Here is a 20,129-nt window from a genome sequence, read left to right on the forward strand (position 1 = left end):
CCTGCGGAGCGTTTTCGTGGGGTGGGGCGACAACGCGGCGGGGGGCCGCCTGGACGACCGCAGTAGGCGTAAAGATCCACAAAACAGGCCCTAGGCCCTCCGCTCCCGAAGCCGGCTGTATGAGTGATCACGATTGCGGAGCTTCTGCTTGATCGTGTTCGTGTCGCAGAGGGTCAGGTGGAGGGGGTTTCGGGTGTGTCGGGAAGCGTCCATGACGGCCGGCCCCGACGGACCGCTCCCCCGCTGCTCTTATCTGTTGGGTCCCACCCCGGCTTCCCGGCTGCCATAGTGACGTTATCTGCCGAGATCGGAGTGGATCTCAGCGGATAACGGGAGCCGTGCACCGGGTTTCGGAAGGGCGATCCCGCGCAGAGATCGACAGCCTGACGCCGCAGGACGTCGTGGCCGACCCCGAGGGGCTGACACCGCCGTTCTGGCAGCACGTCCGGCTCTACGGCGAAGTACGGCCGGACGTGGTCAAGTGTCTGCCGCCCGGCGGCGCCGTGCGGGCTCCGCGACAGGGCGGCCCGTGGTGGGCCATCGGGATGAAGAACACGAACGGGGTGTTCTCAAGCTCACCCGGGGCGGCGATGGTCATGACGAGCGGTGCCGACACGACGGTCGACCCGTCCTCGGTGTTGCGTAGCGGTCCTCCGCCGGGGCGCGTGCGATCAGACGCAAGGTAGCCATGAGCGCCCCGGGGTTTCCGGACGACATGAAAGCCGTTGGCGAGCAGTACGACCTGCGGCGACGTCCCCGCCGTCGTCATCGCGACGGCGAGCACCGGACTCGTCCCCGAACGCCAGGACCGAAACTCACGGTCGAGCGCCACTGTGGCCTGCGGCAACGCTCTGCTCTGGAATTTGTCCATTCATCTCATGGGACGCCCCGGACGGCCCGTCTGACCTGACACCGTAAGACTCCGGCCAGCCGGGAAGCGCGCGGCGCCGACGTCTCCCGCCTGCCGCGCGGCGGTGCAGAAATAGTCAATAAAAGGTACAGAAGCCATCAATGACATCCTGAGTACGGGTTGAAAAAGTGGCTTATAGCTCACCCGGCAAAGGAGGGAAACGCGTAAGGAGAAATGGATTCACGGAGAGTCATCGGCTCGTCCGGCAGTCGGCGTGAGCGGAAGCCAACAGTGAAACCGAGACCGACGAGGGAGTGAGGCGAGTGGGAAAGCGAAGGAGTCTGGTGGCCGCCATGCTGGCGGCGTGCGCGACGGCCACCTTGGTCACCGCGGCACCGGCTCAGGCGAAGGCGATGGACTGGGACGCGTGTCCCGCGGGCTATGTATGCCTCTACGGCGACACTTACGGCAGGGGGCGTTACAGCAACGCGCCGGGAACCGAGCGTGCCAACGTCGGCTCCCATATCAACGACCTGACGAGTTCCATCTGGAACCGCACCGATACGTATGTGTGTTTCTACGAGCATTCGGACTATGGGGGTAGGCGCCTGATAGGCGTCAACCCGAATTCCTGGGTGGACAACGTCGGGTCGTCCGCCAACGACAAGATCTCCTCATACACCCAGGACTGCCACCTCTGACGATGGGCGGGTAGACGTCGCGTTGAGCCCGGCCGACCCCGGTAGGGGCGGAGAGCTTCCGGCGCTGCCCGGTCTCGGCCGGCTGGAGGGCGTGGCTGGTCAGCGAGGTGGCTGAGTTGGGCGGGTAGTCGTCACGGTTTGGTAGAACCGACCGGTCAGAGTGTCATCCCAGGTCACGGAGGTACGCGGGGCGCGGTGGCCGCAGTCGCCGGTGGCGAGTTCGGCGAGTTGCGCCTCGACGTCGACGGTCAGGTGGTGCTTGCTGCCTGACCGTCCGCGGTCGACCGGGAAGGGCCCGCTCCGCGCCCCCCTTTTGGGGCGCTGACGTGAGAGGAATCCACTGAGGCCCGGGAGAGGTCGACGGCGTTGGCCGCTCGGAGCCCGGCCAGGAACACCTCGTGCAGGCGCTGCCGGACGCCTGCCCCGTGCCACTCGTTCAGCCGCCTTCAGCAGGTCATGCCCGGGCCGTATCCCTGGGCCGTTACGATCCTCGGAAAATCCGGATCCCGGTAACGGACGCCCGTTGTTGAACGGCGCCGATCCTCCAATTTATGATGCAGGAAATCATAGAGTGTTTGATTAATCTTTATGGCAAGCAGGAAGGCCTATCCGATCGGCGGGCCGCCATGTCAGGGACGCATCACCGGATACGCATAATTCCGTGACCGGATCGCGGGCGGCCCTTCCGGAAATCCCGATTCCCAGCCGGGCGCAGGGTGACCAAATTCCCTCAGCAGAAGCCCCGGTCCGTAGAAAGCCACTGATTCACTGCGGTCATCTTCCGTACGGGCGATCCCACGGATCCACAGACAGCGCCGGTTCCCGCTGACCGTCGCTCGGCTCGGCGGTCTCCCGGCCGGGGTCACAGCGCGAGCAGGTGGTCGGCGTCCTGGGGAACCGCCTGGCGCAGGGCCGTCAGGAAGTCGCCGAGCACCGGGTTCGCGTTGCCCTCCCGGTGGATCGCCAGCACGGTTCGGTGGGCGGCGGTGTAGGTCCGCAGCGGCACGGCGGATATGCGCTCGTCGGGCACGTGGCCGAGGGCGGGCACGACCGCGACACCGCCCGTCCGCGATGAGGAGGGCGGGCTCTCCCCGATCGACCGCGGGGATCTTCGCCTCCAGCCTCACCGGCGAGGGCCGGTCCGACGCGTCCCAGCGCGCGTCCGTACGGGACGCCTCCTGGCTACGGGACGCCCTCGGCCGGGAACTGCACGACCCCTACGCCCTGTACGAGGCGGAGCGGGCGGCGGGAGGAGTGAACCGGTGAGTCGGTAGGCGGCGGCCATGGCAGCCGATGCCGTACCGCCGGACGATCGAGGTGAGGGCTGGATCAGCTCGGGGTCGCGGCGTCGGCGCCCAACCGCCGCCCGATCTCCGCGGCCGGGAACGGCGTCCGCTTGCTCTCGGTGAACAGACGACGGAAGAAGGAGTCCAGGACGACGGTAGGACGTGCGTGCCGGTCGATGATGGCCGTGATCTCGGGCGGGATGTCGTCAGGCCGCCGGCCTGCGATCCAGTCGCGCAGGAAGACCTCACGTTCCGTGTCACCGCGCACGCCGTCGAGCAGGTGGTACTGGAGCAGGTGACTCGCGGTGTAGCAGTGGTCGTACGCGAGGTGGTCCGAGAGGAAGGCGGACTCGTCCGCCGAGAGGTCGAAGCGGGAGCTCAGAGCAAGTCCGAAGTCGGCGAAGTAGAGCCGGCGGCCATCGGTCAGGATGTTGGCGAAGTGGGCGTCGAAGTGGACGAGCCCGCGAGAGCTCATGAAGGCGGCTCCGCTCGTCAGAGCTTCCTCGACCCAGCGGAAGGGCGAGCCGCCCCCGCCGTCCAGCACGGTGGTTTCGCGATGGTCGGCCAGCCATCCGGCGAGTGTGTACGGCACGTGCTCCAGGAAGAGCACCAGGCTGTACGAGGACCGGCCGATGGCCTCCAGCCGGTCGCGAACGGCGGGTGATCCCTCCCAGTGCGCGACGGCCCCCTCCAGACCCCCGAACTCGTCGGTGAATCCTTCGGGAGGAGAGTCAGGCAGAACCCGCCAGTGGTACATCAGGGGGAAGCCCGCGTACTCGTCGCCGAGAACCCAGTTCGTGGTCATGGTGTGCACGGCAAGCTCCCGCCAGGCACCGAACCCGGCCGAGCCCACCCCGTACTGGTAGAACATCGGCAGTTCGAAGACGTTCGCCGTGGACCGCACGTTCTCCGGGCGCAATTCGGTGTCCGTCAAAGGGATCCGCTTGACGAAGACGCGCGTTCCGCCGACGTCCAGCTCTGCCGACCTGCCGCCGATGCCCGACCCGATCGGGGCGGCGGCCGCCACGACCTCCCCGAGCCGGCGGTCGCTCAGCAGAGACAGTTGAGTGCTCACGGTCCCGTAGCCGGCCAGACGCGCGGCGCGCGGCGAATCCTGGTCCAGCATCGACGGCTCCTCGGTGCCCGAACCAGGGCTTCGGCGATCCCACATACGGCGTCGACCTTACGCCGAAAGAGCCGGCCGCTCTCATGGACGGCCCTTTCTCGGAGCAGGACCAGGAGCAACGGGCGGAAGCGGCCAGGGGCACGGACGCGCCGTCACAAATCCTTCTCCCGCAGAAGGGAACCAGGTGTGTTCGTGACAGCAGCCGGAATCGTCACGGATATCCAGGCCCGAGCGCCACTGCCAGGATTCCCCCGTGAGTACCGCGTCGCCCCTGACCCCCGACGGCTACGAACCATCGTCGCGGTCGACTACTTCGTGCTGACGGGCGGCGACGAGGGCACCGATCCCGACGAGGACGAACCGCGTCAGCGCTTCGAGCGGTCTTGTGGTCATATGTGTGAGCCAGTCCAGATTCGGCACTGTCTCGGGTTCGGCAGACGGCCTGACCCGGTCCAGGAGTTCCGGGGTCAGTTCCGGCTCTATCGTCAGGGCGGCACAGCTCAGACGCCCGTTCGTGTACCCGGCCTGCCCGGGCCTGCCGACTCCCAGGTATACGCGACCTTCCGGCAGCCGGATCAGCAGGTGGACCGGCCCCACCTCCGGGCGTGGGGCCCGGTTCCATCCGGAGGAGTCGGGGGATGTCCGAACAGGCGGACGCCGACGTCGTCGACGAACGGTCCGTGAAGGTGGAACCGGCGGCTGTTCCATACGCCGCTCACGTCGAGCCCGTCCCGCGGATCCGCGATGACCACGGTTGCGGCGTCGCCGAGCAGGACGGAGACGCCGCCGGTCTGACAGTCGACGACGTTGTCGCCGGCCAGGCGTACAGCGGCCCCTCGGTGAGGAACCCATTCGGCTTCAGGGGCACGCGACGGACCCTGCCCCTGTCGCGGATCGGCTCTCTGACGAGATCAGCGTGGGGACACCCCGCGCGCGCTCGGCGGACCAGCCGCGAATCAGGTCGGCGAGGCTGCGACGGTGGAGCGGCGGCCGTCCGGACCGAGGAACGGCGCCGTCACAGCAGGAAGCCCAGGCGCTCGTCCGCCATGCCTGGTGCGATCTCGATGATCTCCGCGCCGACGACGTTCCCGGCCACGAACGGGTCGTCGTTCACCCGCTTCTCCAGCTCCGCAAGCGAGGTGCCGTGCGCCAGGACCGCGCCGCCGAGACCGGGCTTGATACTGCCGACCAGCAGGAACACGCCGTCGTCCAAGCCGCGCCTGATCCACTCCTGGTGGCCGCTCATGTGCGTGCCCGCGGCATCCTTGTTCTCGGCGAAGCGAAGCAGGACCACGAACATCAGATAGCTCTCATTTCCTGTAGGTGCTCAGCCAGTCGCGCATCCGGTCGACTTCGCGCCGGACGAATTCCTCGTCGCGGAAGGTGTGGGACAACACGGCGACGCCTTGGCTGAAGGCGAGCACGTGCATGGCCAGGTCGTCGGCCTGCTCGCCGTACCCCAGGAGCGTGAACTGCTCGCGCAGCCAGTCGCGGAACAGTGTGAACAGTCCGCGGGCCTGACCGTGCAGAGTGTGTCCGAGCTTGGCGAGTTCGGTGTTCAAGGTGCCCACCGGGCAGCCGTACTGCTGAATGTCGGTGCCGTTGGTCAGCACGATCTCGACGAACTGCAGGATGCGGCCGTCGGGGGTGGGCTGCTGGCTCTCCCACTGTTCCAGCATGTGCCGGGTGCCGGCGAGCCGGGCCTCGATCACGGCGTCCAAGATCGCGTCCTTGGACTTGAAGTGGTAGTAGAAGTTGCCGCGCGACAGGCCGACCGCTGCGGCGATGTCGGCGAACGAGGTGTGCTCGTAGCCGCGGTGGTAGAACAGCCGGTCCGCGGCATCGACGATCTGTTCACGGGTCGCCGCACCACTCATCGGTTCTCCTTCGGTCACGCCCTTGCTAGGACGTTTGACCTAGCGAACCCTAGGTCACTTGTCCTAGGGCCGTCAAGCCGACCTCCGGCATCGCCGTCGCCCCCCGAGCCGCCAGTGCGCCGGGGCTTGACATCTCTAGGACAACCGACCTAGCGTGACCGCCTCGTAGGACAACTGTCCTAGATCGTGAGCGTAACGGAGACCCCATGCCCGCCGACCTGTTCGAATCCTTTTCGCTGGGCGACCTCACCCTGGCCAACCGGATGGTGATGGCGCCGATGACTCGCAACCGAGCCGACAGGGCAGGGCGGGTTCCGCCGATGATGGTCACCTACTACCGGCAACGCGCCACCGCCGGGCTGGTCATCACCGAGTCCACCACAGTCTCGCCGCAGGCCGTGGGCTACCCCTGCACCCCCGGAATCCACACCGATGACCAGGCGGCAAGCTGGCGACGGCTGACCGACGAGATCCACGAACAGGGCGCGCGCGTCTTCGTCCAGCTGCAGCACTGCGGCCGGATCTCACACCCGAGCCTGCTGGACGGCGCCACACCGATAGCCCCCTCCGCGCTGCGTCCCGCCGGCCAGGCCGTCACCTACGCGGGCCCGCAGGACTTCGTCGTGCCGCGCGAACTCGCGGCCGACGAGATTCCCGGAGTCGTCGCGCAGTTCAGGCACGCGGCCGAACAGGCGAAGCAGGCGGGCTTCGACGGCGTCGAGGTGCACGGCGGCAACGGGTATCTCATCGACCAGTTCCTGCGCGACGGCGCCAACCACCGCACCGACCGCTACGGTGGCGGCACCGAGGGCCGCATGCGCCTGCTGAACGAGGTCCTGGACGCGGTGTGCGCCGTGTGGCCGGCGCGGCGCGTGGGCGTGCGCCTCACCCCGGAGAACAGCTTCAACTCGATGTCGGACACCGATCCGCAGACCCACTTCGAGGACTACCTCCGCCGCCTGAGCCCGCGCGGCCTGGCCTACGCGCACATCCTTGAGGGCGACATGATGGCCAAGACCCGCACTCTTGACTACGGCGCCCTGCGCGCCGCCTTCACCGGCGCGTACATCGCCAACAATGGCTACGACCTCGCTCGCGCCCAGGAGGCGGTGTGCACCGGCGGCGCGGACCTCATCGCCTTCGGCACGCCCTTCATCGCCAACCCGGACCTGGTCCGCCGCTACCAGGACGACCTGCCCCTGACCCCGGCCGACCCCGCCACGTTCTACGCCGGCGGCCGGCGCGGCTACACCGACTACGGGACGTGGCCGGGCCAGAGCTGAACAGCGCGGATTCCCCGGCCGGCGCCATCAAGGCAGCGGCGTCTGTCCTCCTGCGGTACCGAGACAGTGCGTCCGACATGGCCGACCATCAGGAGCCGCCCAAGAGCCACTTCCCCGCACGGCCGTCAGATGAGCGCCTGGACCGTGTAGAGGCAGGCCAGGGCGACGGCCAAGGCTCCCAGCAGCAGCCGCAGCCCGGTTTCCGGCAGACGGGGCTGCAGGTGGGCGCCGAGGTAGCCGCCGACCAGCCCGCCCAAGCCGCACAGAAGACCCAGCGCCCAGTCCGGTGCGATGTCGCCAGGGGCGGTCAGCGCCAGGACGGTGTAGGTGAGCGCGCCGGCGATCGAGGTGAGGAACGTCGAGGCCAGCGCGGCGGGGGCGACCGTGGCGACCGGTAGGCCACGCCCGACCAGGATCGGCCCAAGGAGCGATCCGCCGCCGATGCCGTACATCCCGCCGACGGCCCCAACGGCCAGTGCGAGCGCGGTGACGGCGCCCGGCGAGGGGTCGTCCGGCGTGTTGCGGCGGCGGAGGGGGCGTACGGTGCGCACGCACAGCCACAGGCCCAGCGGGAAGAGCAGGCATGCGACCAGAAGACGGAACACCTGAGCGCCGGGCAGCAGGAAAACCCGCACGAGCGCGCCGATGACGACGCCGGGCAGGGTGCCGAGCACCAGCAGGCGGGTCAGCGGGCCGCCCAGACGACCACGCCTGCGGTAACGCAGCAACGCGCCGGGGACGGCCACGATGTTGAACAGCAGGTTGGTGGGCGTCACCGCCGGGTTCGGCACCTGCAGCACGCTGAGCTGGACCGGGAGCAGGAACACCGCCCCCGAAACCCCGACGGGGGTGGTCACCACCGCGATCAGCAAGCCCGCGGTGAACCCGAGCAGACCCTGCCACCAGCTCATGGGCTCACCGCTTCTGCTCTGTCTCAAAGGTCCGTTCACAGGATGACATGGCGGACAGATGATGGCTCGCCGGCCTTCACCGCCCGCCAGGGGTCCACTGCTGGGCGGCCGGCGCGGTGGGAGGTGGCGGCCCCGGCAGACCCGGCGCCCATGCCGTCCCGGTGCTCCTGGTGAATGAGGTCACGCTTACCGTGACACAGGTCCCGGGCGAGCTCATGGCAGGACTCTCGAACGGTGAACTGCCGGACGGGTTCGAACACACCCGGTTCCCCCGGCGACCCCTGTTCACCACGGTGCGCGCCCACCACCCCGAGGCGACCGCCACCCTGCCACCGGAAACCCACCAGCAGGTGCTGCGAAGACGCATCCACGCCTTCGTCCAGCACAACCTCCACGATCCGGGCTACGCCCCGAGGTCATCGCCGCCGCCCACCAGATCTCCATCCGTCACCTGTACCAGCTCTTCCGGGACCAGGACCTGACCGTGGCCGCCTGGAACACTGCCACCGTGACCTGGCCGATCCCGCCCTGCGCTCCCAGCCGATCCATCTCATCGCCGCCCGCTGGGGCCTTACCGACAACGCTCGTTTCAGCCGCGCCTTCCGCGCCGCCTACGGCCTCTCCCCCGCTGAATACCGCTCGTCGGCGGACCCTGGCCTGCCGCTGGACGGTGCGAGGTTCGCCTGCTGTGTGAGATATCCCTCCCCCGTCGTCGTGGCGCCGGTGATCCGGGGAGGTGACCATGTGGTGATGACCTCCTCGCCCGGCTCGCCGCACGTCGGTGGCCGACCGGATCCGGCGGACGGGACCACCGCGCTCGGTGGAGAGCCCGCTCCCGCCCGCGGGTACCTGCTGGACAACGCGCGCGCCGAGGCGGGCGAGCGGTTCGTCTGGCTGGCCGAGCTGTTCGACGGTGTGACGCGGGGGCACCTCGATCGGCTGGGGGTCGGGGCCGGTTCGCGCTGCTGGGAGGTGGGAGCCGGTGGCCGCAGTATCCCGGAGGCACTCGCGGCGGCCGTCGGTCCGGCCGGGTACGTGCTGGCCACGGACATCGACCCGTCGTGGCTGGAGGCGGGCGGCGGGTACGAGGTGCGCCGGCACGACGTCGCCGCTGATCCGCCCCCGGAGCCGGGGACGTTCGATCTGGTGCACGCCCGGCTCGTGCTGGTCCACGTACCCGACCGGGCTCGGGCGTTGGCCACGATGGTGGCGGCGCTGCGGCCCGGTGGCTGGCTGCTGGTCGAGGACGCCGACACCGCTCTGCAGCCACTGGCATGCCTGGACGACGACGGCCCGGCGCAGCGGCGGGCCAACCGGCTGCGCGACGCGGTCCGGGAGCTGCTGAAGCGCCGCGGCGCGGACCTGCGCTACGGACGGACACTGCCACGGGCACTGCGTGAGGCCGGCTTGGTGGATGTCGCCGCGGCGGGCTCCTTCCCGGTCGGCGGCCCGGCCTGCGACCGGCTGGAGGCGGCGACCATCAGGCACGTGCGCGGCGAACTGCTCGCGGCCGGCCTGGCCGATGACGCCGAGATCGACGCGCACCTGGCCGCCGTCCACGCGGGCGAACTCGACCTGACACTCGCACCGCTGATCTCGGCCTGGGGGCGCCGTCCAGCCGAGCACCCGCCGGCACTCGGTTAGGTCCTGTTCCGAAGTCCGGCGGCAGGCCCGCAATCAGCGGTTCTCCCGGATGATCGTCCGTCCGAGCGTTCCCACCGCGTCTGGCCCAACGGGCCAAGACCTCAGAGGCCATGGCTCATCATGCACGAGGCCGTAAGACCTGGATCCGTTGGATCTCCGCCGCTTGCTCCGGCCCTGGTAGAGGTTGGAGGGCGGCGAAACGGTGTGTCGGGATGGCGCCGACGTTTGCCGTGGGCGGAGCCGAGGGGCCTGGATTGGGGGATGGCCGCTGCGGCACTCCTGAACCATAATCGGGACGGCACAGTCAGCCGCTGTTCACGGTCGGCGGGGCCGAACGCTCATCTCCCGTGCTTGCACCTCAAGGCGCCAATCGGTGACGAGGAGGCCGATGTGGCACGACGAAGGCGAAACCGGCACACCCGAGCAGCGGCCCTGGCGGCCGGTGTCCTTCTCCTGACGGCGCCCGCCGTCACAGCCGGCGCCGCGACAGGCGACGGTGCGGCACCTGGCGGCGCGGGCAGCCGGACGACACCGGGCGACATCGCCGAGTGGGTGGTGGACATGGACGCCACCAGGTTGCGTGAACTACTGGCGAGCGGTCAGGTCACCTCGGTCCGGTTGGTCAAGGCATACCAGGCACGCGTCGACGCCTACGAGCAGGCGTACGCCGACCAGCCCGGTGTCAACGCGGTCATCCGCATGGACCCGACGGCGATCGCCGACGCCGCCCGGCTCGACGCCGAACGCCGGCTGGGGCGCGTCCGCGGCCCGCTGCACGGCATCCCGATCCTGGTCAAGGACAACTACGACACAGGAGACCTGCCCACGTCCAACGGTTCGCTGGCGCTGAGGAACTGGCGTCCCGCCGACGACGCCGAACAGGTCGCGCGGCTACGCGCGGCCGGCGCGATCGTCGTCGCCAAGACCAACCTGCACGAGTTCGCCTCCGGCATCGAGACCATCAGCTCGCTCGGCGGGCAGACCCGCAACCCCTACGACCAGACTCGTAACCCGGGTGGTTCCAGCGGCGGCACGGGCGCCGGCATCGCCGTCGGCTTCGGCGCGGCCGGCCTGGGCTCGGACACCTGCGGCTCCATCCGCAGCCCGGCGGCGCACAACAGCCTGGTCGGCCTGCGGCCGAGCCAGGGCCTGTCCAGCCGTGACGGCATCGCGCCTCTCTCCGACACGCAGGACGTCGGCGGCCCCATCGCCAAGTCGGTCAGCGACATCGCACTGATCCTGGACGCCACCGCCGGATACGACCCGGACGACCCGTCCACCAAGGCGTCCATCGGACGGATCCCCCGCACCTACACCGCCACCCTGGACGACACCGCCCTGGTCGGCGCACGCATCGGCGTGTTCACCGACTACCTGAGTACGTCGGGGCCCGCGCAGGTCACGACGGCGCTGGTTCGGGCGGCCGCCGGGGACATGGCCTCGCAGGGTGCGACCGTCGTCGATCTGCCGGCCCAACCCGCGCTGATTTCGGCGGTGGACGGCTCCAGCGTGTTCACCGACGAGACCGAACGCGATCTCAATCGCTACCTGGCGGCGCCGGGCACACGGTTCCCCCGTTCACTGGCCCGGCTGGAGCCACCGGCCGACATCGTGACCCTGGCCGACATCGTCGCCTCCGGCCAGGTCACGCCCACGGTCCTGAAGCGGCTCAAGGAACGGCTGGGCACCTCGACCGGCCCGCAGGACGCCTACCGCCAACGGCTGGCCCGGCGCGCGCAGGCGCAACAGCTGCTCCACAAGCTGTTCGAGGACAACGACCTGGACGCACTGGTCTACCCGGCGGTCTCACAGCAGGCCGCGCCGATCGGGCGGCCTCAGGAGGGGCTCAGGGTCTGCGCCCTCGCCGCCAACACCGGGTTCCCCGCCCTGACGATCCCGGCCGGCTTCACACCCGACGGCATGCCGGTGGGAGTCGAACTACTGGGACGGCCGTTCAGCGAACCGGCATTGCTGGGACTCGGGTTCGACTACGAGCAGGCCACGCGTCACCGCCGCCCACCGGCGAGCACCCCGCCCCTGAACCGGCTCCGCCTCATGTCGCCCCGGGCTCCGGCCGAGACGGACGGCGAATCGGTGCCGGATCCGGCCCGCGGGTGACGGGCGGCGTCAAGGGGCGGCCGGGGCCGACGGGAGAGGGCCCAGATCGTGGATGATCCCGGCCAGTGCCCGGATGGGCTCGCTCTCCGCCTCACTTCGCCACACCAGCGCGTACGGCAGCGGCCCCATGTCGGTGACCGGCAGGTAGGTGATGTCCGGCCGTACCCAGTAGCGAGTCATGTGGGAGGGGAAGAGCACGACGATCTCGGCATGCTGGCGAGGGTGATGGCCTCTTCCGTGTCCTGCACCACAGGGCCGCGCTCGATGGTGCGGCCGCGGCGGGTCTCGCGCGGAATGTAGGCGTCGTCCAGTAGCCGGGCCGGGTGTCGGACTGCGGATGCTGGAAGTCGGCGGCGATCTCCAGTGAGACCGATGTGCACCGAGCGAGCTCGTGGCCGGTGGAGACGGCCAGCACCCGGGGTTCGGCGAACAGGACGGGTCCTACGGTGAGGTCCGGCTCGTTGACGGGCAGCCAGGTGATCAGGGCGTCGATGTCCCCACGGCGCAGTGTGGCGAAGGCGTCGCTGAACTGGGATTTCTGGACGCGCAGTCTCCACTGTGGGTGCCGGAGGCGAAAGACGTCCCAGTAGGGGCGCAGGTCGTAGGCGTTGGCGGGCAGCATGCCGACGCGCAACGCATCGTGGCCGAGCGGTTCGCCGGTGAGGGCGAGCGGATCCCGCACCTGCTGGAGGAGATGAACAGGGCGGAGGACTTCTTCTTCGACGCCAACGCCCAGGTGGAGATGGACCGCTGGTCCTCCGGCCGGGTGGTGCTCCTCGGGGACGCCGGCTACTGCGCGGCTCCGGCCTCGGGCCACGGCGCTTCGCAGGCGCTCGGCGCTTACGTCCTGGCCGGTGAACTGGCCGTCGCGGGGCGACCACACGATGGCGTTCGCCGCCTACGAGCGGGAGATGCACGGCCTCGTCGCCGAGTATCAGCAGCTGGGGCGTGAAGGGGCCGACCGGTTCTTCCTGGGCTCCCCCATTCGGGAGGCGCCCGATATGACCGCCACGGAGGCGACCCTCGCGCGTGTCACCGGCCGGGCCGGTACCGTAGCCCGGCGCACCTGATGAGCGACTTCTGGACCACCCTCTACCAGGCCCTCGACGACTGAGGAAGGAGCGAGTGCCATGCGTGTCTGGTTCATCACGGGTGCGTCCAGGGGACTGGGCAGGGCGTTCGCGGAGGCGGCGCTGAGCAGGGGAGATCGCGTCGGCGTATGACCCGCTGCGGGCGAAACTGGCCGAGATGCGGGGCGACGAGGTGAGTACGCCCCGAGCACGGCCGCGCCGGTCGTCATGCGACTTGTGGACCTGCCCGACCCGCCCCTGCGGCTGATCGTCGGCGGCCGGTCCTTCGACCTGGTCAACCAGATGAACCAGGCCAGGGCCGAGGAGTACCGCGCCTGGGAACACCGCAGCCGCCTGGCTCCCGGCTGACAACCACATCCCGGTCCGGCTACGGACGAACGCGTCACGGCGCGACAACGACACGAATCGAGAGGTCATCGATGGCGAAGCACTACGACACCACCCGGCTCGCAGAAGAAGACCCGCGAGAAGAACGGCCGACGGAGGACGCCGAAGTGATCATCATGGGGGCCAGCGGTCACGGCGGCAAGCAGCGCCTGGTCAAGGAAACCGTCCAGGAGTCCGGGGTGAACGTGCCGCACCTGGTCACCGAAGCCGCCCTGGCGCGCCCGCGCGACCAGGAACACCCGTCCACGGTCGACCGGAGCGTCCTGGCCCGGCAGCTTTCCGCACTGTTGCGCGAACCGGACCAGGCGGACGACGACCTCGACCGGCTCGCCGACCGCGCCGAGGCACCCCCGGCCGCTTCGGCGCAGGCGCAGGTGACGCTGCGGGTTCCAGGTGAGACCGACCGACGGCGCGCCCCCGGCGCCCGCCCCGGCCCGGAGTCCGTCAAGTCCTCCCCCGCACCACGGTCCGCCGTCGTACGGCCCGCTCGGACGTCTCACCGCCGGGGCCGGTGACGACGTCGTTCTGGGCCGGGGCCGGTCACGGCGACACGCGCCGGTGCGCGGATACAGGACGTGGCCCCGCCCGTCGTCACCGAGGAAGGCGAGCGGGGCGTGGACACCGCGTTCGGGCACGGCCGGGATCAGTGAGTCGCCGCGCCGGGCGAGCCGTTCCGTCCGGCACGGCACCTCGTCCAGTTCGGCGCTGACGCCCACCGGGACGCGTTCCAGCCCCAGGCGTCCCAGGGCGCCCTGGCCCACCGTGGCCTCGGACGTGCTCGACGTGTAGGTGCCGACGTATCAGGAGGAGCCCGGCGAGGGCGCGGTCCGATCGGGTACCGGCGGTCCGGGCAGTTCGACATCGCCGAGGTCGTGGAGCACCCGGCCCACGACCTCGACGTACACGGGATTCCGGTGAGGAACGTGTCGTGAGTCCAAACGGCCATGCTCGATCCTGGCCGGGCCGGCCTTCGCAAGGCCGTACACGCTCCACGATCAGGAAAAGACGGGCTGGTGGCCCGGGATCACCGTCATCCGGTCGGCGTGCGTTTCCGGTGGCGGATCGAGGCCGCCTTCCTTGCTGATCGGGGGTTCCCTGGGGGACACACCCCCTTCATAGCAGCAAGTATTCGTATGATGACAGTCAGCGATACAGGTGTGACGCACCGCCAGTGACCAGGTTTCACCGCATCTGTTGAACGCCTCGAACATGCAGCTTGGCTGTGGCGTCCCCTCCAGGCCGAAAGGTGAATCATGATCCCACGCCTGGTACTCCCGCAGGGGTCTCCTTTGACCAGGCGATATCAGGCGGCGGCACGCGATCAACGCTGCGTGGTGTTCACCGGTATCCCCGGGGTGGGGAAATCGCTGATGCTGCAGCAGTTCGCCATCGTCGCCTCGCGGGAAGGCCGCACGGTGCACCTGCTGCAGTGGGACGTCGTACGGGGGGCGTTCGAGGGACATCCGGCGGGGGCCCGCTACCCGGAGGTGGATGGCGTCACCCACGCGGCCATCCGTAGGGCCGTCGGCCTGTGGGCTCGCCGGGCCGTGAGCGAGTGGGACCGTCGGCATCCGGGAGGCGAGCACCTCCTGGCGGTGGAGGCACCCCTGATCGGTGACCGTCTGGCGAGCCTGGCAAGGGTGCGAAACGACGAGGCCGAAGCCCTCCTGGGAGGGACGAGCAGCATCTTCTTCGTGCCGGCCCCTTCGGATGAGGTGCGGCGCGCGATCGAAAGCAGCCGTATCCGCGAGGCTCGTACGCCACGACACGAACGCGAGCGGGCGAACGCGGCTCCCCCGCTGCTGGAACTACTGTGGCAGGACGTCGTCCGCCTGGGTGTCCGGTTCGGCCTGGCGGAGCAGGAGTGGACGGGGCGCGGCTACCAGCGGGACCTGTACGTGTCCGTCTACCGCCGGCTCCTGCGCGACCGCACCGCGGTGGTGCTTGAAATCGACGATGTGCTGCCCGTGACGGGGTCGCCCTACGCGTTCGACACCGTGCCCGTAGAGATCCTTCCCTCGCATCGGGACGTCGACGACTTCCTCACGGTCGTGAGCTCCCTTCCGCACGGTCGGCTGCGGCAAGAGGCCGAACAATGGTACGGGGACGTAGAAGAAGGGGGATGATCCGGCGGAGGGGAAAGCGCCGCGCCCTTCACCTGCGCTTCGGTCTCTCGCGGTAGCCGAGCGGGAAGCACGGGCGGTCAAGAGGCCCGGCGCTCAAGTCGGTGTCACCGGCTCAAGCGCCGGCCGAGGGACGGCCGGGTGCGTGTGGCACCACACCGACACCCGTGCCTCCGTGCCTGTTCGACGGCGTCGGCCGCCGCACGGTCCGGCGATGTCACCAGCTGCGCTCGGTCGCACCGGCGCATCCGGCCGCCCCTTCTCCGTTCCGAACCGTCGGTCAGTCTCAGTCGTCGTCTTCGTCGCGGTAGGAGATGCCGCCCTCCGGCGGTTGGGGTCGAGGCTGCCGAAGGTCGTGACGACGAACGCGCCGACCTCCGCCACCAGTGGCGACTCGTACACCTTCACAGGCTCCGTACGCGTGTCCTGCATCTGATCCACCTCCTTTCCTGAACAGTCGACGACACCATTACGGCTAACAGACCGCGCGAATAGGGCTTGGGTCGGAGGGCACAAGTGGCTACGCGCCTCGGCTGTCGATCATCATCATGACCAGGCTTGACCTACGCTGAGTCGATGACCGACAACGGCGCACCCACGAGAAGCTCGGGCGCTGAAGAGCCTGGCGTTGACGCGAGACTGCCCGCGACCGTGCGTATCGCCGGGGTCGTGTTGAGAAGGATGGAGAGCCCTCCATCGCTGGCCTGCTGGACCGGTTACTTCCCGGAGCCGAAAGGCGCGGTCGAGACCGGGATGAGTCTGGTGATCGAACCGGCCGCCCCGCCGGAAGAGGCCACCCTCCATTTCGCTCACGACGTCGTGAGCCATTTCGATGTCTTCGTCGACCAAGCTCTGGAGTACTGCCGCACCCGACTCCGGGAATCGCACTTCGAGCTCACAACCGAGGAACTGAGCTGGCTCGACCTTCCGGAGTTGCCACTGGCAGTTCCCGAAGCGACCGTGTGGGCCGACCAAACCTGGGCAATCCGTTTCACGGAGAGCAGGCTCCGGCTGGCGGACCCCTACGGAATCCTCGTGACGTTCGACGGAAGGCAGCCTGTCGACGTTGAGGGCCTCGACGACGAGCGATGAACCACTCGACGCGCCATCGGGCGTGTATTCACGGGTGGCGGTTGGTCCGGTTGTCCCAGCGGTGGGTTGCCCAGGCCCGGCGGATCAGGCTGCGTACGGTGATGACGGTGTCGGCGAGATCGAAGAACGCGTTAATGACCGTTGCGTGGTGTTCGTGGCAGCGGGCGAGGCGCTGGAAGGCGTTCTGCCAGGCATGGGTACGCTCCACATGCCACCTGTCGCTTGCCTGGACCGGTGCCTTCTCACCCTTGTGCGCGATCCGGCCGTCCGGGCCACGTTCGGCAAGCAGGGCGCGGGTCTTGCCGGAGTCGTAGCCGGAGTCCAGGCGCCTTGGCGATGCAGCCGTCCACAGCAACCCGGTCCAGGACCAGGCCGACGATCCGGTCGTAGGACTCCAGCGCGATCCGCTTGAACTGCGCGAAGGTCCCCAGAGGTGTCCACTCGTCACGACGGCTGCGGATCGTCGTGGCCGAGCACGTCGCATCCGCGATCGCCTCGCAGGGACAGCCGAAACGCAGCAGCTTGTCGAAGACGACCCGGTCACCGACACGCCTGCGATGACAGCCCGACGGATGACCCGGGTGGAACTCCGGCCGCATTGGCAACAGGTCCGCGAACTGCCCAACTCTCCCTATCCGCTGAGACCCCCTTCGATCTCAGCGAGCCGCCCGCCTCCGGGGAGCGAGAAGCCAGAAGAAGACTCAGCGGATAAGGCCAGCTCGACTCTCGCGCGGAAGGTGTCCTTTGCTCGCTGAGTGACTGATGTTGCAGGAGTGACACCATCCTGTCGATGCGGATAGTAGTTGACCGATCACTGTAAGGAAATCCTTGGCGTCGGACACACCCCAAGAGCCACTTCGCCGAGGCTCTTCATCCCGGGCGCACCCAGCCCCGACCCTCAAGGACGTGAGCATGTCCCGAACCCTCACCAGGTTCCTGCCCGTCGGCGCCGTCGCCGCGCTGCTCGTTCTCGGAGCCCTGGCCCTGCCCGCCGCGGCTACCGCCGACCCCGACGACGACGGGCCCGACACCGCCCAGATCGAGGCCGACGCCCGGGCCCGTGGCATCGGCTGTCAGGGCCGCGACGGCAGAACCAAGCCCATCGGCACCGTGCGCGAGACCAACACCGCCAGCGGAATGCGCGTGCGCCAGCGCTGCGGCGCCGGCCTCTACGGCGGCATCGACTGGATCGACACCCAGGTCCTGGACTGGGGCCGACACTGACCGGCCAGTGAAACCAGCCCTGCCCGGGCTTGCGCTACGGCGCACCGCAAGCCTGGGCGGGGCTTTTCGCATCCAAGGAACGAGCAAGGCGAGGAGGCATCTCCTCGACACCGGCGCGCGGCGCAGCCCGGCCTTCATGTGGGTCTTGTGGTCGCGGTTGCGGGCGTCGATGAGCGGGTCGCCGTCGAGGTCGCCGGCCTCCAGCCATGCGGGGAAGGCCCGACCCCGGGAGTCGTGGGCGCGGCAGGTGTCACCGTTCGCAGTTGGTTTCTTCGCGTACCCGCCCAGATCGGTCAACGGCGCACCCGATAGCGCAGGTGAAGCACCCGGTTGCCCTGAATCACCACGTCAGGGTCCTCCAGCAGGTGCTGCGCGTGGACCGACCCGAAGTAACGCTTGCCGGACCCGAACACGACGGGTACGACGTCCATGCGCACCTCGTCGATCAGGCCCGCGGCAAGCACCTGGCCCCCGACGTCGCCGGCGGCGACCTCGACCACGCGGTCACCCGCAAGCTCCTGCGCCTTGGCCATGGCTGCCTCGACGCCGTCGACGAAGTGAAACGGCGCCTCGGGGTCCCAGCCCTCGGGCATCGGCCGGTGCGACACGACGACCACGTGGTCGATGCCGCCCGGAGGCTTCCCGTCCCAGCCGTCCGTCAGGTCGAAGACGTGGCGGCCGACGATCGTGACTCCGATCTGGTCCCAGTACGGCCGGGTGTGGTCGTAGGACGTCTGCGACACCTGCAGCTCGCCGCTTTCATCCAACGGGACGTCACCGCTGGACAACCAGTCGAACAGCGGTCCGGGCTGGTCGTTCTCATCCGCGACGAAGCCGTCCACCGACACCGAGCCGTACATGACCACCTTGCCCATCGGGCTCTCCTCTGCTTTGGGGTGCCCCAAATTAGCGTGTCATGGGCCGTCGCTCTTGTAAGAAATCAATCGGCCGGCAGCGGCCAACCGTCCAGCGTGTGGCCGGGATGTTCGCGCAGGAACCGCCGCCGGACTTCGACGTAACGGGTCGGCGTGAGCCCGGTGAACGCCCGGAACTCGTGACCGAAGTGGGCCTGGTCGAAGTAGCCTGCGCCACCGGCGAGGTCGCCCCAATCGATCGGCCCGGCGGGGTCGATCGCGAACACGGTGGCGGCGAAGCGGTAGGTGCGGGCCAGCCGCTTCGGCGTGACGCCGATGAGCCTCTTGAACCTCTGTGCCAGATGAGTGCTGCTGACACCGGCTGCCACGCTCAGGTCGCCGATCGCCACCGCCCCGCCGGTAGCCGCGATGACGCTGCTCGTATGGCGGACCAGCCCCAGACCGGCGGTCTCGCACAGCCGTCGGGTCAGCTCCTTCTCAAGCAGCGTCAGCATCTCGTGCGGTCCGTTCGCCGTGGCCAGCCGGTCGCGCAGCTCAGCGATGGCGGGCCGACCCCAAACCTGTTCCACCGTCACCGGCCGGTCACACAGCTCAGCTGCGGGCATCGGCAGGAACGGTGCCAGCCCCCACGGCTTGAAGTGCACGCCGACGGATCGGGTCCGAAGTGGGTAGCCGAACTCCAACGCGCGGGTGGGTGTGGTGACCACGCAGCCGTCGGCGTACTCGGTCGTTTCGATGTCGGTGCCGGCGCGGATGCGGAACGGCGCCCCGAGGTTGACGATGAGCAACGCCGCCGGCATCGGCGGCAACGTCAGCCGGGCGTACGGCGGCGCGCCCTCCAGGTAGTAAAGGTCGTCGATCAGCCCGTCCAGCGGCGGTCGCGGCACTCTGGACACGTACTCCACGCCCACAGTATCGCCGATGCCCGCGGCATCGAGCGCTGGGCGCGGCCGGCCGAAGCCGGGATCAGCCGGACTGCCGGTGCCAGCGGTGCAGCAGGGCGGGGAGTTCGCCGAGCAGGAACTCGTAGAAGGCGCGCATCTGCGTCAGGCGCCGCCGGGCGGGATCGTCCTCATCGGTGGCGGCGATGCCGGCCGACGCGGCCTGGAGCATGGCCTGGATCACGGTGTTCTGGCTGGTGAACAGGGTGGCCCAGGCATCGTCGCGGAGCCGGTAGTGCTCGCGGCGGCTGCCGGGCGAGGGCAGGCGTTCGATCAGGCCGACCGTCGTCAGGGATTTGATCGCGCCGGACACCGAACCGGCGCTGGCCTCCAACTGGTCGGCGATCTCGCCGGCGGTGATGCTCTCCTGGTCGGTGAACAGGAAGGCTGCCAAGGTGCGCGCGGCCATGCGCTGTAATCCACCTTCGGTCAGGGTGAGGGCCAGTCGTTCCGCCGCCTGCCGCTGCTCATACCGGTCGTTCACGTGTTCGCCTCCTTGGGAGAAACAGAGTACCGAAAGCTACGGATATTCAGAAATTTCTGAAACTTCGGTATTGTTCTCTCATCGGCCTCTCGTGAGGGGTTCGATGGTGTGCCGGG

General features: G+C 69.0%; 22 protein-coding genes and 2 pseudogenes. 13 read left to right on the forward strand and 11 right to left on the reverse strand.

The features are described from left to right. The first annotated feature begins 1,203 nt into the window (after window positions 1-1,203). Window positions 1,204-1,551 (forward strand): peptidase inhibitor family I36 protein, encoded by a 348-nt coding sequence (locus ACFOYY_RS41455; RefSeq protein ID WP_352012422.1) that lies wholly within the window; start codon window positions 1,204-1,206, stop codon window positions 1,549-1,551. Window positions 1,552-2,413: 862 nt separating this feature from the next. Here the strand turns inward: ACFOYY_RS41455 and ACFOYY_RS41460 are convergent. Then, a complete protein-coding gene (locus ACFOYY_RS41460) occupies window positions 2,414-2,599 on the reverse strand; it encodes a hypothetical protein (RefSeq protein WP_362785160.1) in 186 nt (61 codons plus the stop codon). Window positions 2,600-2,622: 23 nt separating this feature from the next. Between ACFOYY_RS41460 and ACFOYY_RS41465 the strand changes: the two genes are divergently transcribed. Further along, window positions 2,623-2,817: a hypothetical protein gene (locus tag ACFOYY_RS41465; protein WP_362785157.1), complete on the forward strand. Its 195-nt coding sequence runs from the start codon at window positions 2,623-2,625 to the stop codon at window positions 2,815-2,817. 63 nt (window positions 2,818-2,880) lie between these two features. Here ACFOYY_RS41465 and ACFOYY_RS41470 read toward each other — a convergent pair whose 3' ends face one another. From ACFOYY_RS41470 to ACFOYY_RS41480, 3 genes are all read right to left on the reverse strand, one after another. Further along, the gene (locus ACFOYY_RS41470) at window positions 2,881-3,963 is read right to left on the reverse strand and encodes a protein kinase family protein (protein WP_386197029.1); all 1,083 of its coding nucleotides are present in this window, start codon (window positions 3,961-3,963) and stop codon (window positions 2,881-2,883) included. Between the two features lie 1,015 nt (window positions 3,964-4,978). Next, window positions 4,979-5,263: a YciI family protein gene (locus ACFOYY_RS41475; RefSeq protein ID WP_362785150.1), complete on the reverse strand. Its 285-nt coding sequence runs from the start codon at window positions 5,261-5,263 to the stop codon at window positions 4,979-4,981. Between the two features lie 10 nt (window positions 5,264-5,273). Next, window positions 5,274-5,840 carry a TetR/AcrR family transcriptional regulator gene (locus tag ACFOYY_RS41480; RefSeq protein ID WP_352012107.1) on the reverse strand — a complete coding sequence of 189 codons (567 nt, stop codon included), beginning with the start codon at window positions 5,838-5,840 and terminating at the stop codon, window positions 5,274-5,276. Between the two features lie 206 nt (window positions 5,841-6,046). Here ACFOYY_RS41480 and ACFOYY_RS41485 point away from each other — a divergent pair, with 206 nt between their 5' ends. Then, on the forward strand, window positions 6,047-7,123 hold the full coding sequence (locus ACFOYY_RS41485; protein WP_386197032.1) for an alkene reductase: 1,077 nt from the start codon (window positions 6,047-6,049) through the stop codon (window positions 7,121-7,123). Between the two features lie 125 nt (window positions 7,124-7,248). On the opposite strand, the gene ACFOYY_RS41490 is transcribed toward ACFOYY_RS41485, so the two are convergent. After that, a complete protein-coding gene (locus ACFOYY_RS41490) occupies window positions 7,249-8,034 on the reverse strand; it encodes a sulfite exporter TauE/SafE family protein (RefSeq protein ID WP_362785141.1) in 786 nt (261 codons plus the stop codon). Window positions 8,035-8,249: 215 nt separating this feature from the next. Here ACFOYY_RS41490 and ACFOYY_RS41495 point away from each other — a divergent pair, with 215 nt between their 5' ends. From ACFOYY_RS41495 to ACFOYY_RS41505, 3 genes are all read left to right on the forward strand, one after another. Then, window positions 8,250-8,516, forward strand: coding sequence for a hypothetical protein (locus ACFOYY_RS41495; protein ID WP_386197058.1), 267 nt, complete (start codon window positions 8,250-8,252; stop codon window positions 8,514-8,516). 268 nt (window positions 8,517-8,784) lie between these two features. Continuing rightward, a complete protein-coding gene (locus tag ACFOYY_RS41500) occupies window positions 8,785-9,678 on the forward strand; it encodes a methyltransferase domain-containing protein (protein ID WP_386197056.1) in 894 nt (297 codons plus the stop codon). A gap of 390 nt (window positions 9,679-10,068) precedes the next feature. Next, window positions 10,069-11,796, forward strand: coding sequence for an amidase (locus ACFOYY_RS41505; protein ID WP_386197034.1), 1,728 nt, complete (start codon window positions 10,069-10,071; stop codon window positions 11,794-11,796). Between the two features lie 9 nt (window positions 11,797-11,805). On the opposite strand, the gene ACFOYY_RS41510 is transcribed toward ACFOYY_RS41505, so the two are convergent. Further along, window positions 11,806-11,976: a hypothetical protein gene (locus tag ACFOYY_RS41510; RefSeq protein ID WP_386197059.1), complete on the reverse strand. Its 171-nt coding sequence runs from the start codon at window positions 11,974-11,976 to the stop codon at window positions 11,806-11,808. A gap of 187 nt (window positions 11,977-12,163) precedes the next feature. Then, window positions 12,164-12,418, reverse strand: a pseudogene (locus tag ACFOYY_RS41515) (LysR substrate-binding domain-containing protein); the annotation flags it as partial. Between the two features lie 18 nt (window positions 12,419-12,436). Here ACFOYY_RS41515 and ACFOYY_RS41520 point away from each other — a divergent pair. The 6 genes from ACFOYY_RS41520 to ACFOYY_RS41545 all read left to right on the forward strand — a co-directional run bounded on the left by ACFOYY_RS41520 (window position 12,437) and on the right by ACFOYY_RS41545 (window position 16,489). Beyond that, a complete protein-coding gene (locus tag ACFOYY_RS41520; RefSeq protein WP_386197060.1) occupies window positions 12,437-12,748 on the forward strand; it encodes a hypothetical protein in 312 nt (103 codons plus the stop codon). Then, on the forward strand, window positions 12,651-12,866 hold the full coding sequence (locus ACFOYY_RS41525; protein WP_386197036.1) for a hypothetical protein: 216 nt from the start codon (window positions 12,651-12,653) through the stop codon (window positions 12,864-12,866). The genes ACFOYY_RS41520 and ACFOYY_RS41525 overlap by 98 nt, the downstream gene beginning before the upstream one ends. A gap of 228 nt (window positions 12,867-13,094) precedes the next feature. Beyond that, complete coding sequence (locus tag ACFOYY_RS41530) at window positions 13,095-13,235, forward strand: hypothetical protein (RefSeq protein WP_362785124.1); 141 nt, start codon at window positions 13,095-13,097, stop codon at window positions 13,233-13,235. Between the two features lie 71 nt (window positions 13,236-13,306). Next, the gene (locus tag ACFOYY_RS41535) at window positions 13,307-13,789 is read left to right on the forward strand and encodes a hypothetical protein (protein WP_386197038.1); all 483 of its coding nucleotides are present in this window, start codon (window positions 13,307-13,309) and stop codon (window positions 13,787-13,789) included. A 738-nt stretch (window positions 13,790-14,527) separates the two neighbouring features. Beyond that, window positions 14,528-15,400, forward strand: coding sequence for a hypothetical protein (locus ACFOYY_RS41540; RefSeq protein ID WP_386197040.1), 873 nt, complete (start codon window positions 14,528-14,530; stop codon window positions 15,398-15,400). A 573-nt stretch (window positions 15,401-15,973) separates the two neighbouring features. Further along, a complete protein-coding gene (locus ACFOYY_RS41545) occupies window positions 15,974-16,489 on the forward strand; it encodes a hypothetical protein (protein WP_386197042.1) in 516 nt (171 codons plus the stop codon). Window positions 16,490-16,517: 28 nt separating this feature from the next. Here the strand turns inward: ACFOYY_RS41545 and ACFOYY_RS41550 are convergent. Continuing rightward, window positions 16,518-17,124 (reverse strand): annotated as a pseudogene (locus ACFOYY_RS41550) (hypothetical protein). A 277-nt stretch (window positions 17,125-17,401) separates the two neighbouring features. Here ACFOYY_RS41550 and ACFOYY_RS41555 point away from each other — a divergent pair. Beyond that, window positions 17,402-17,713: a hypothetical protein gene (locus ACFOYY_RS41555; protein WP_352012095.1), complete on the forward strand. Its 312-nt coding sequence runs from the start codon at window positions 17,402-17,404 to the stop codon at window positions 17,711-17,713. 293 nt (window positions 17,714-18,006) lie between these two features. On the opposite strand, the gene ACFOYY_RS41560 is transcribed toward ACFOYY_RS41555, so the two are convergent. From ACFOYY_RS41560 to ACFOYY_RS41570, 3 genes are all read right to left on the reverse strand, one after another. Beyond that, window positions 18,007-18,588: a dihydrofolate reductase family protein gene (locus ACFOYY_RS41560; protein WP_352012093.1), complete on the reverse strand. Its 582-nt coding sequence runs from the start codon at window positions 18,586-18,588 to the stop codon at window positions 18,007-18,009. A gap of 65 nt (window positions 18,589-18,653) precedes the next feature. Beyond that, window positions 18,654-19,493, reverse strand: coding sequence for a helix-turn-helix domain-containing protein (locus ACFOYY_RS41565; protein ID WP_386197044.1), 840 nt, complete (start codon window positions 19,491-19,493; stop codon window positions 18,654-18,656). A gap of 61 nt (window positions 19,494-19,554) precedes the next feature. Continuing rightward, window positions 19,555-20,013, reverse strand: a complete 459-nt coding sequence (locus ACFOYY_RS41570) for a GbsR/MarR family transcriptional regulator (protein WP_362785106.1) — start codon at window positions 20,011-20,013, stop codon at window positions 19,555-19,557. Window positions 20,014-20,129: the final 116 nt, after the last annotated feature.

The sequence above is a fragment of the Streptosporangium jomthongense genome, from assembly GCF_042650425.1.
Taxonomy (GTDB): domain Bacteria; phylum Actinomycetota; class Actinomycetes; order Streptosporangiales; family Streptosporangiaceae; genus Streptosporangium.

Bases quoted from the DNA above. Each gene is read 5' to 3' on its own strand.
- ACFOYY_RS41455 (WP_352012422.1), top strand. From the start codon at position 1,204: ATGCTGGCGGCGTGCGCGACGGCCACCTTGGTCACCGCGGCACCGGCT.
- ACFOYY_RS41490 (WP_362785141.1), bottom strand. From the start codon at position 8,034: ATGAGCTGGTGGCAGGGTCTGCTCGGGTTCACCGCGGGCTTGCTGATC.
- ACFOYY_RS41495 (WP_386197058.1), top strand. From the start codon at position 8,250: ATGGCAGGACTCTCGAACGGTGAACTGCCGGACGGGTTCGAACACACC.
- ACFOYY_RS41470 (WP_386197029.1), bottom strand. From the start codon at position 3,963: ATGCTGGACCAGGATTCGCCGCGCGCCGCGCGTCTGGCCGGCTACGGG.
- ACFOYY_RS41535 (WP_386197038.1), top strand. From the start codon at position 13,307: ATGGCGAAGCACTACGACACCACCCGGCTCGCAGAAGAAGACCCGCGA.
- ACFOYY_RS41500 (WP_386197056.1), top strand. From the start codon at position 8,785: ATGACCTCCTCGCCCGGCTCGCCGCACGTCGGTGGCCGACCGGATCCG.
- ACFOYY_RS41465 (WP_362785157.1), top strand. From the start codon at position 2,623: ATGAGGAGGGCGGGCTCTCCCCGATCGACCGCGGGGATCTTCGCCTCC.
- ACFOYY_RS41545 (WP_386197042.1), top strand. From the start codon at position 15,974: ATGACCGACAACGGCGCACCCACGAGAAGCTCGGGCGCTGAAGAGCCT.
- ACFOYY_RS41510 (WP_386197059.1), bottom strand. From the start codon at position 11,976: ATGACTCGCTACTGGGTACGGCCGGACATCACCTACCTGCCGGTCACC.
- ACFOYY_RS41555 (WP_352012095.1), top strand. From the start codon at position 17,402: ATGTCCCGAACCCTCACCAGGTTCCTGCCCGTCGGCGCCGTCGCCGCG.
- ACFOYY_RS41485 (WP_386197032.1), top strand. From the start codon at position 6,047: ATGCCCGCCGACCTGTTCGAATCCTTTTCGCTGGGCGACCTCACCCTG.
- ACFOYY_RS41530 (WP_362785124.1), top strand. From the start codon at position 13,095: ATGCGACTTGTGGACCTGCCCGACCCGCCCCTGCGGCTGATCGTCGGC.
- ACFOYY_RS41475 (WP_362785150.1), bottom strand. From the start codon at position 5,263: ATGTTCGTGGTCCTGCTTCGCTTCGCCGAGAACAAGGATGCCGCGGGC.
- ACFOYY_RS41480 (WP_352012107.1), bottom strand. From the start codon at position 5,840: ATGAGTGGTGCGGCGACCCGTGAACAGATCGTCGATGCCGCGGACCGG.
- ACFOYY_RS41560 (WP_352012093.1), bottom strand. From the start codon at position 18,588: ATGGGCAAGGTGGTCATGTACGGCTCGGTGTCGGTGGACGGCTTCGTC.
- ACFOYY_RS41540 (WP_386197040.1), top strand. From the start codon at position 14,528: ATGATCCCACGCCTGGTACTCCCGCAGGGGTCTCCTTTGACCAGGCGA.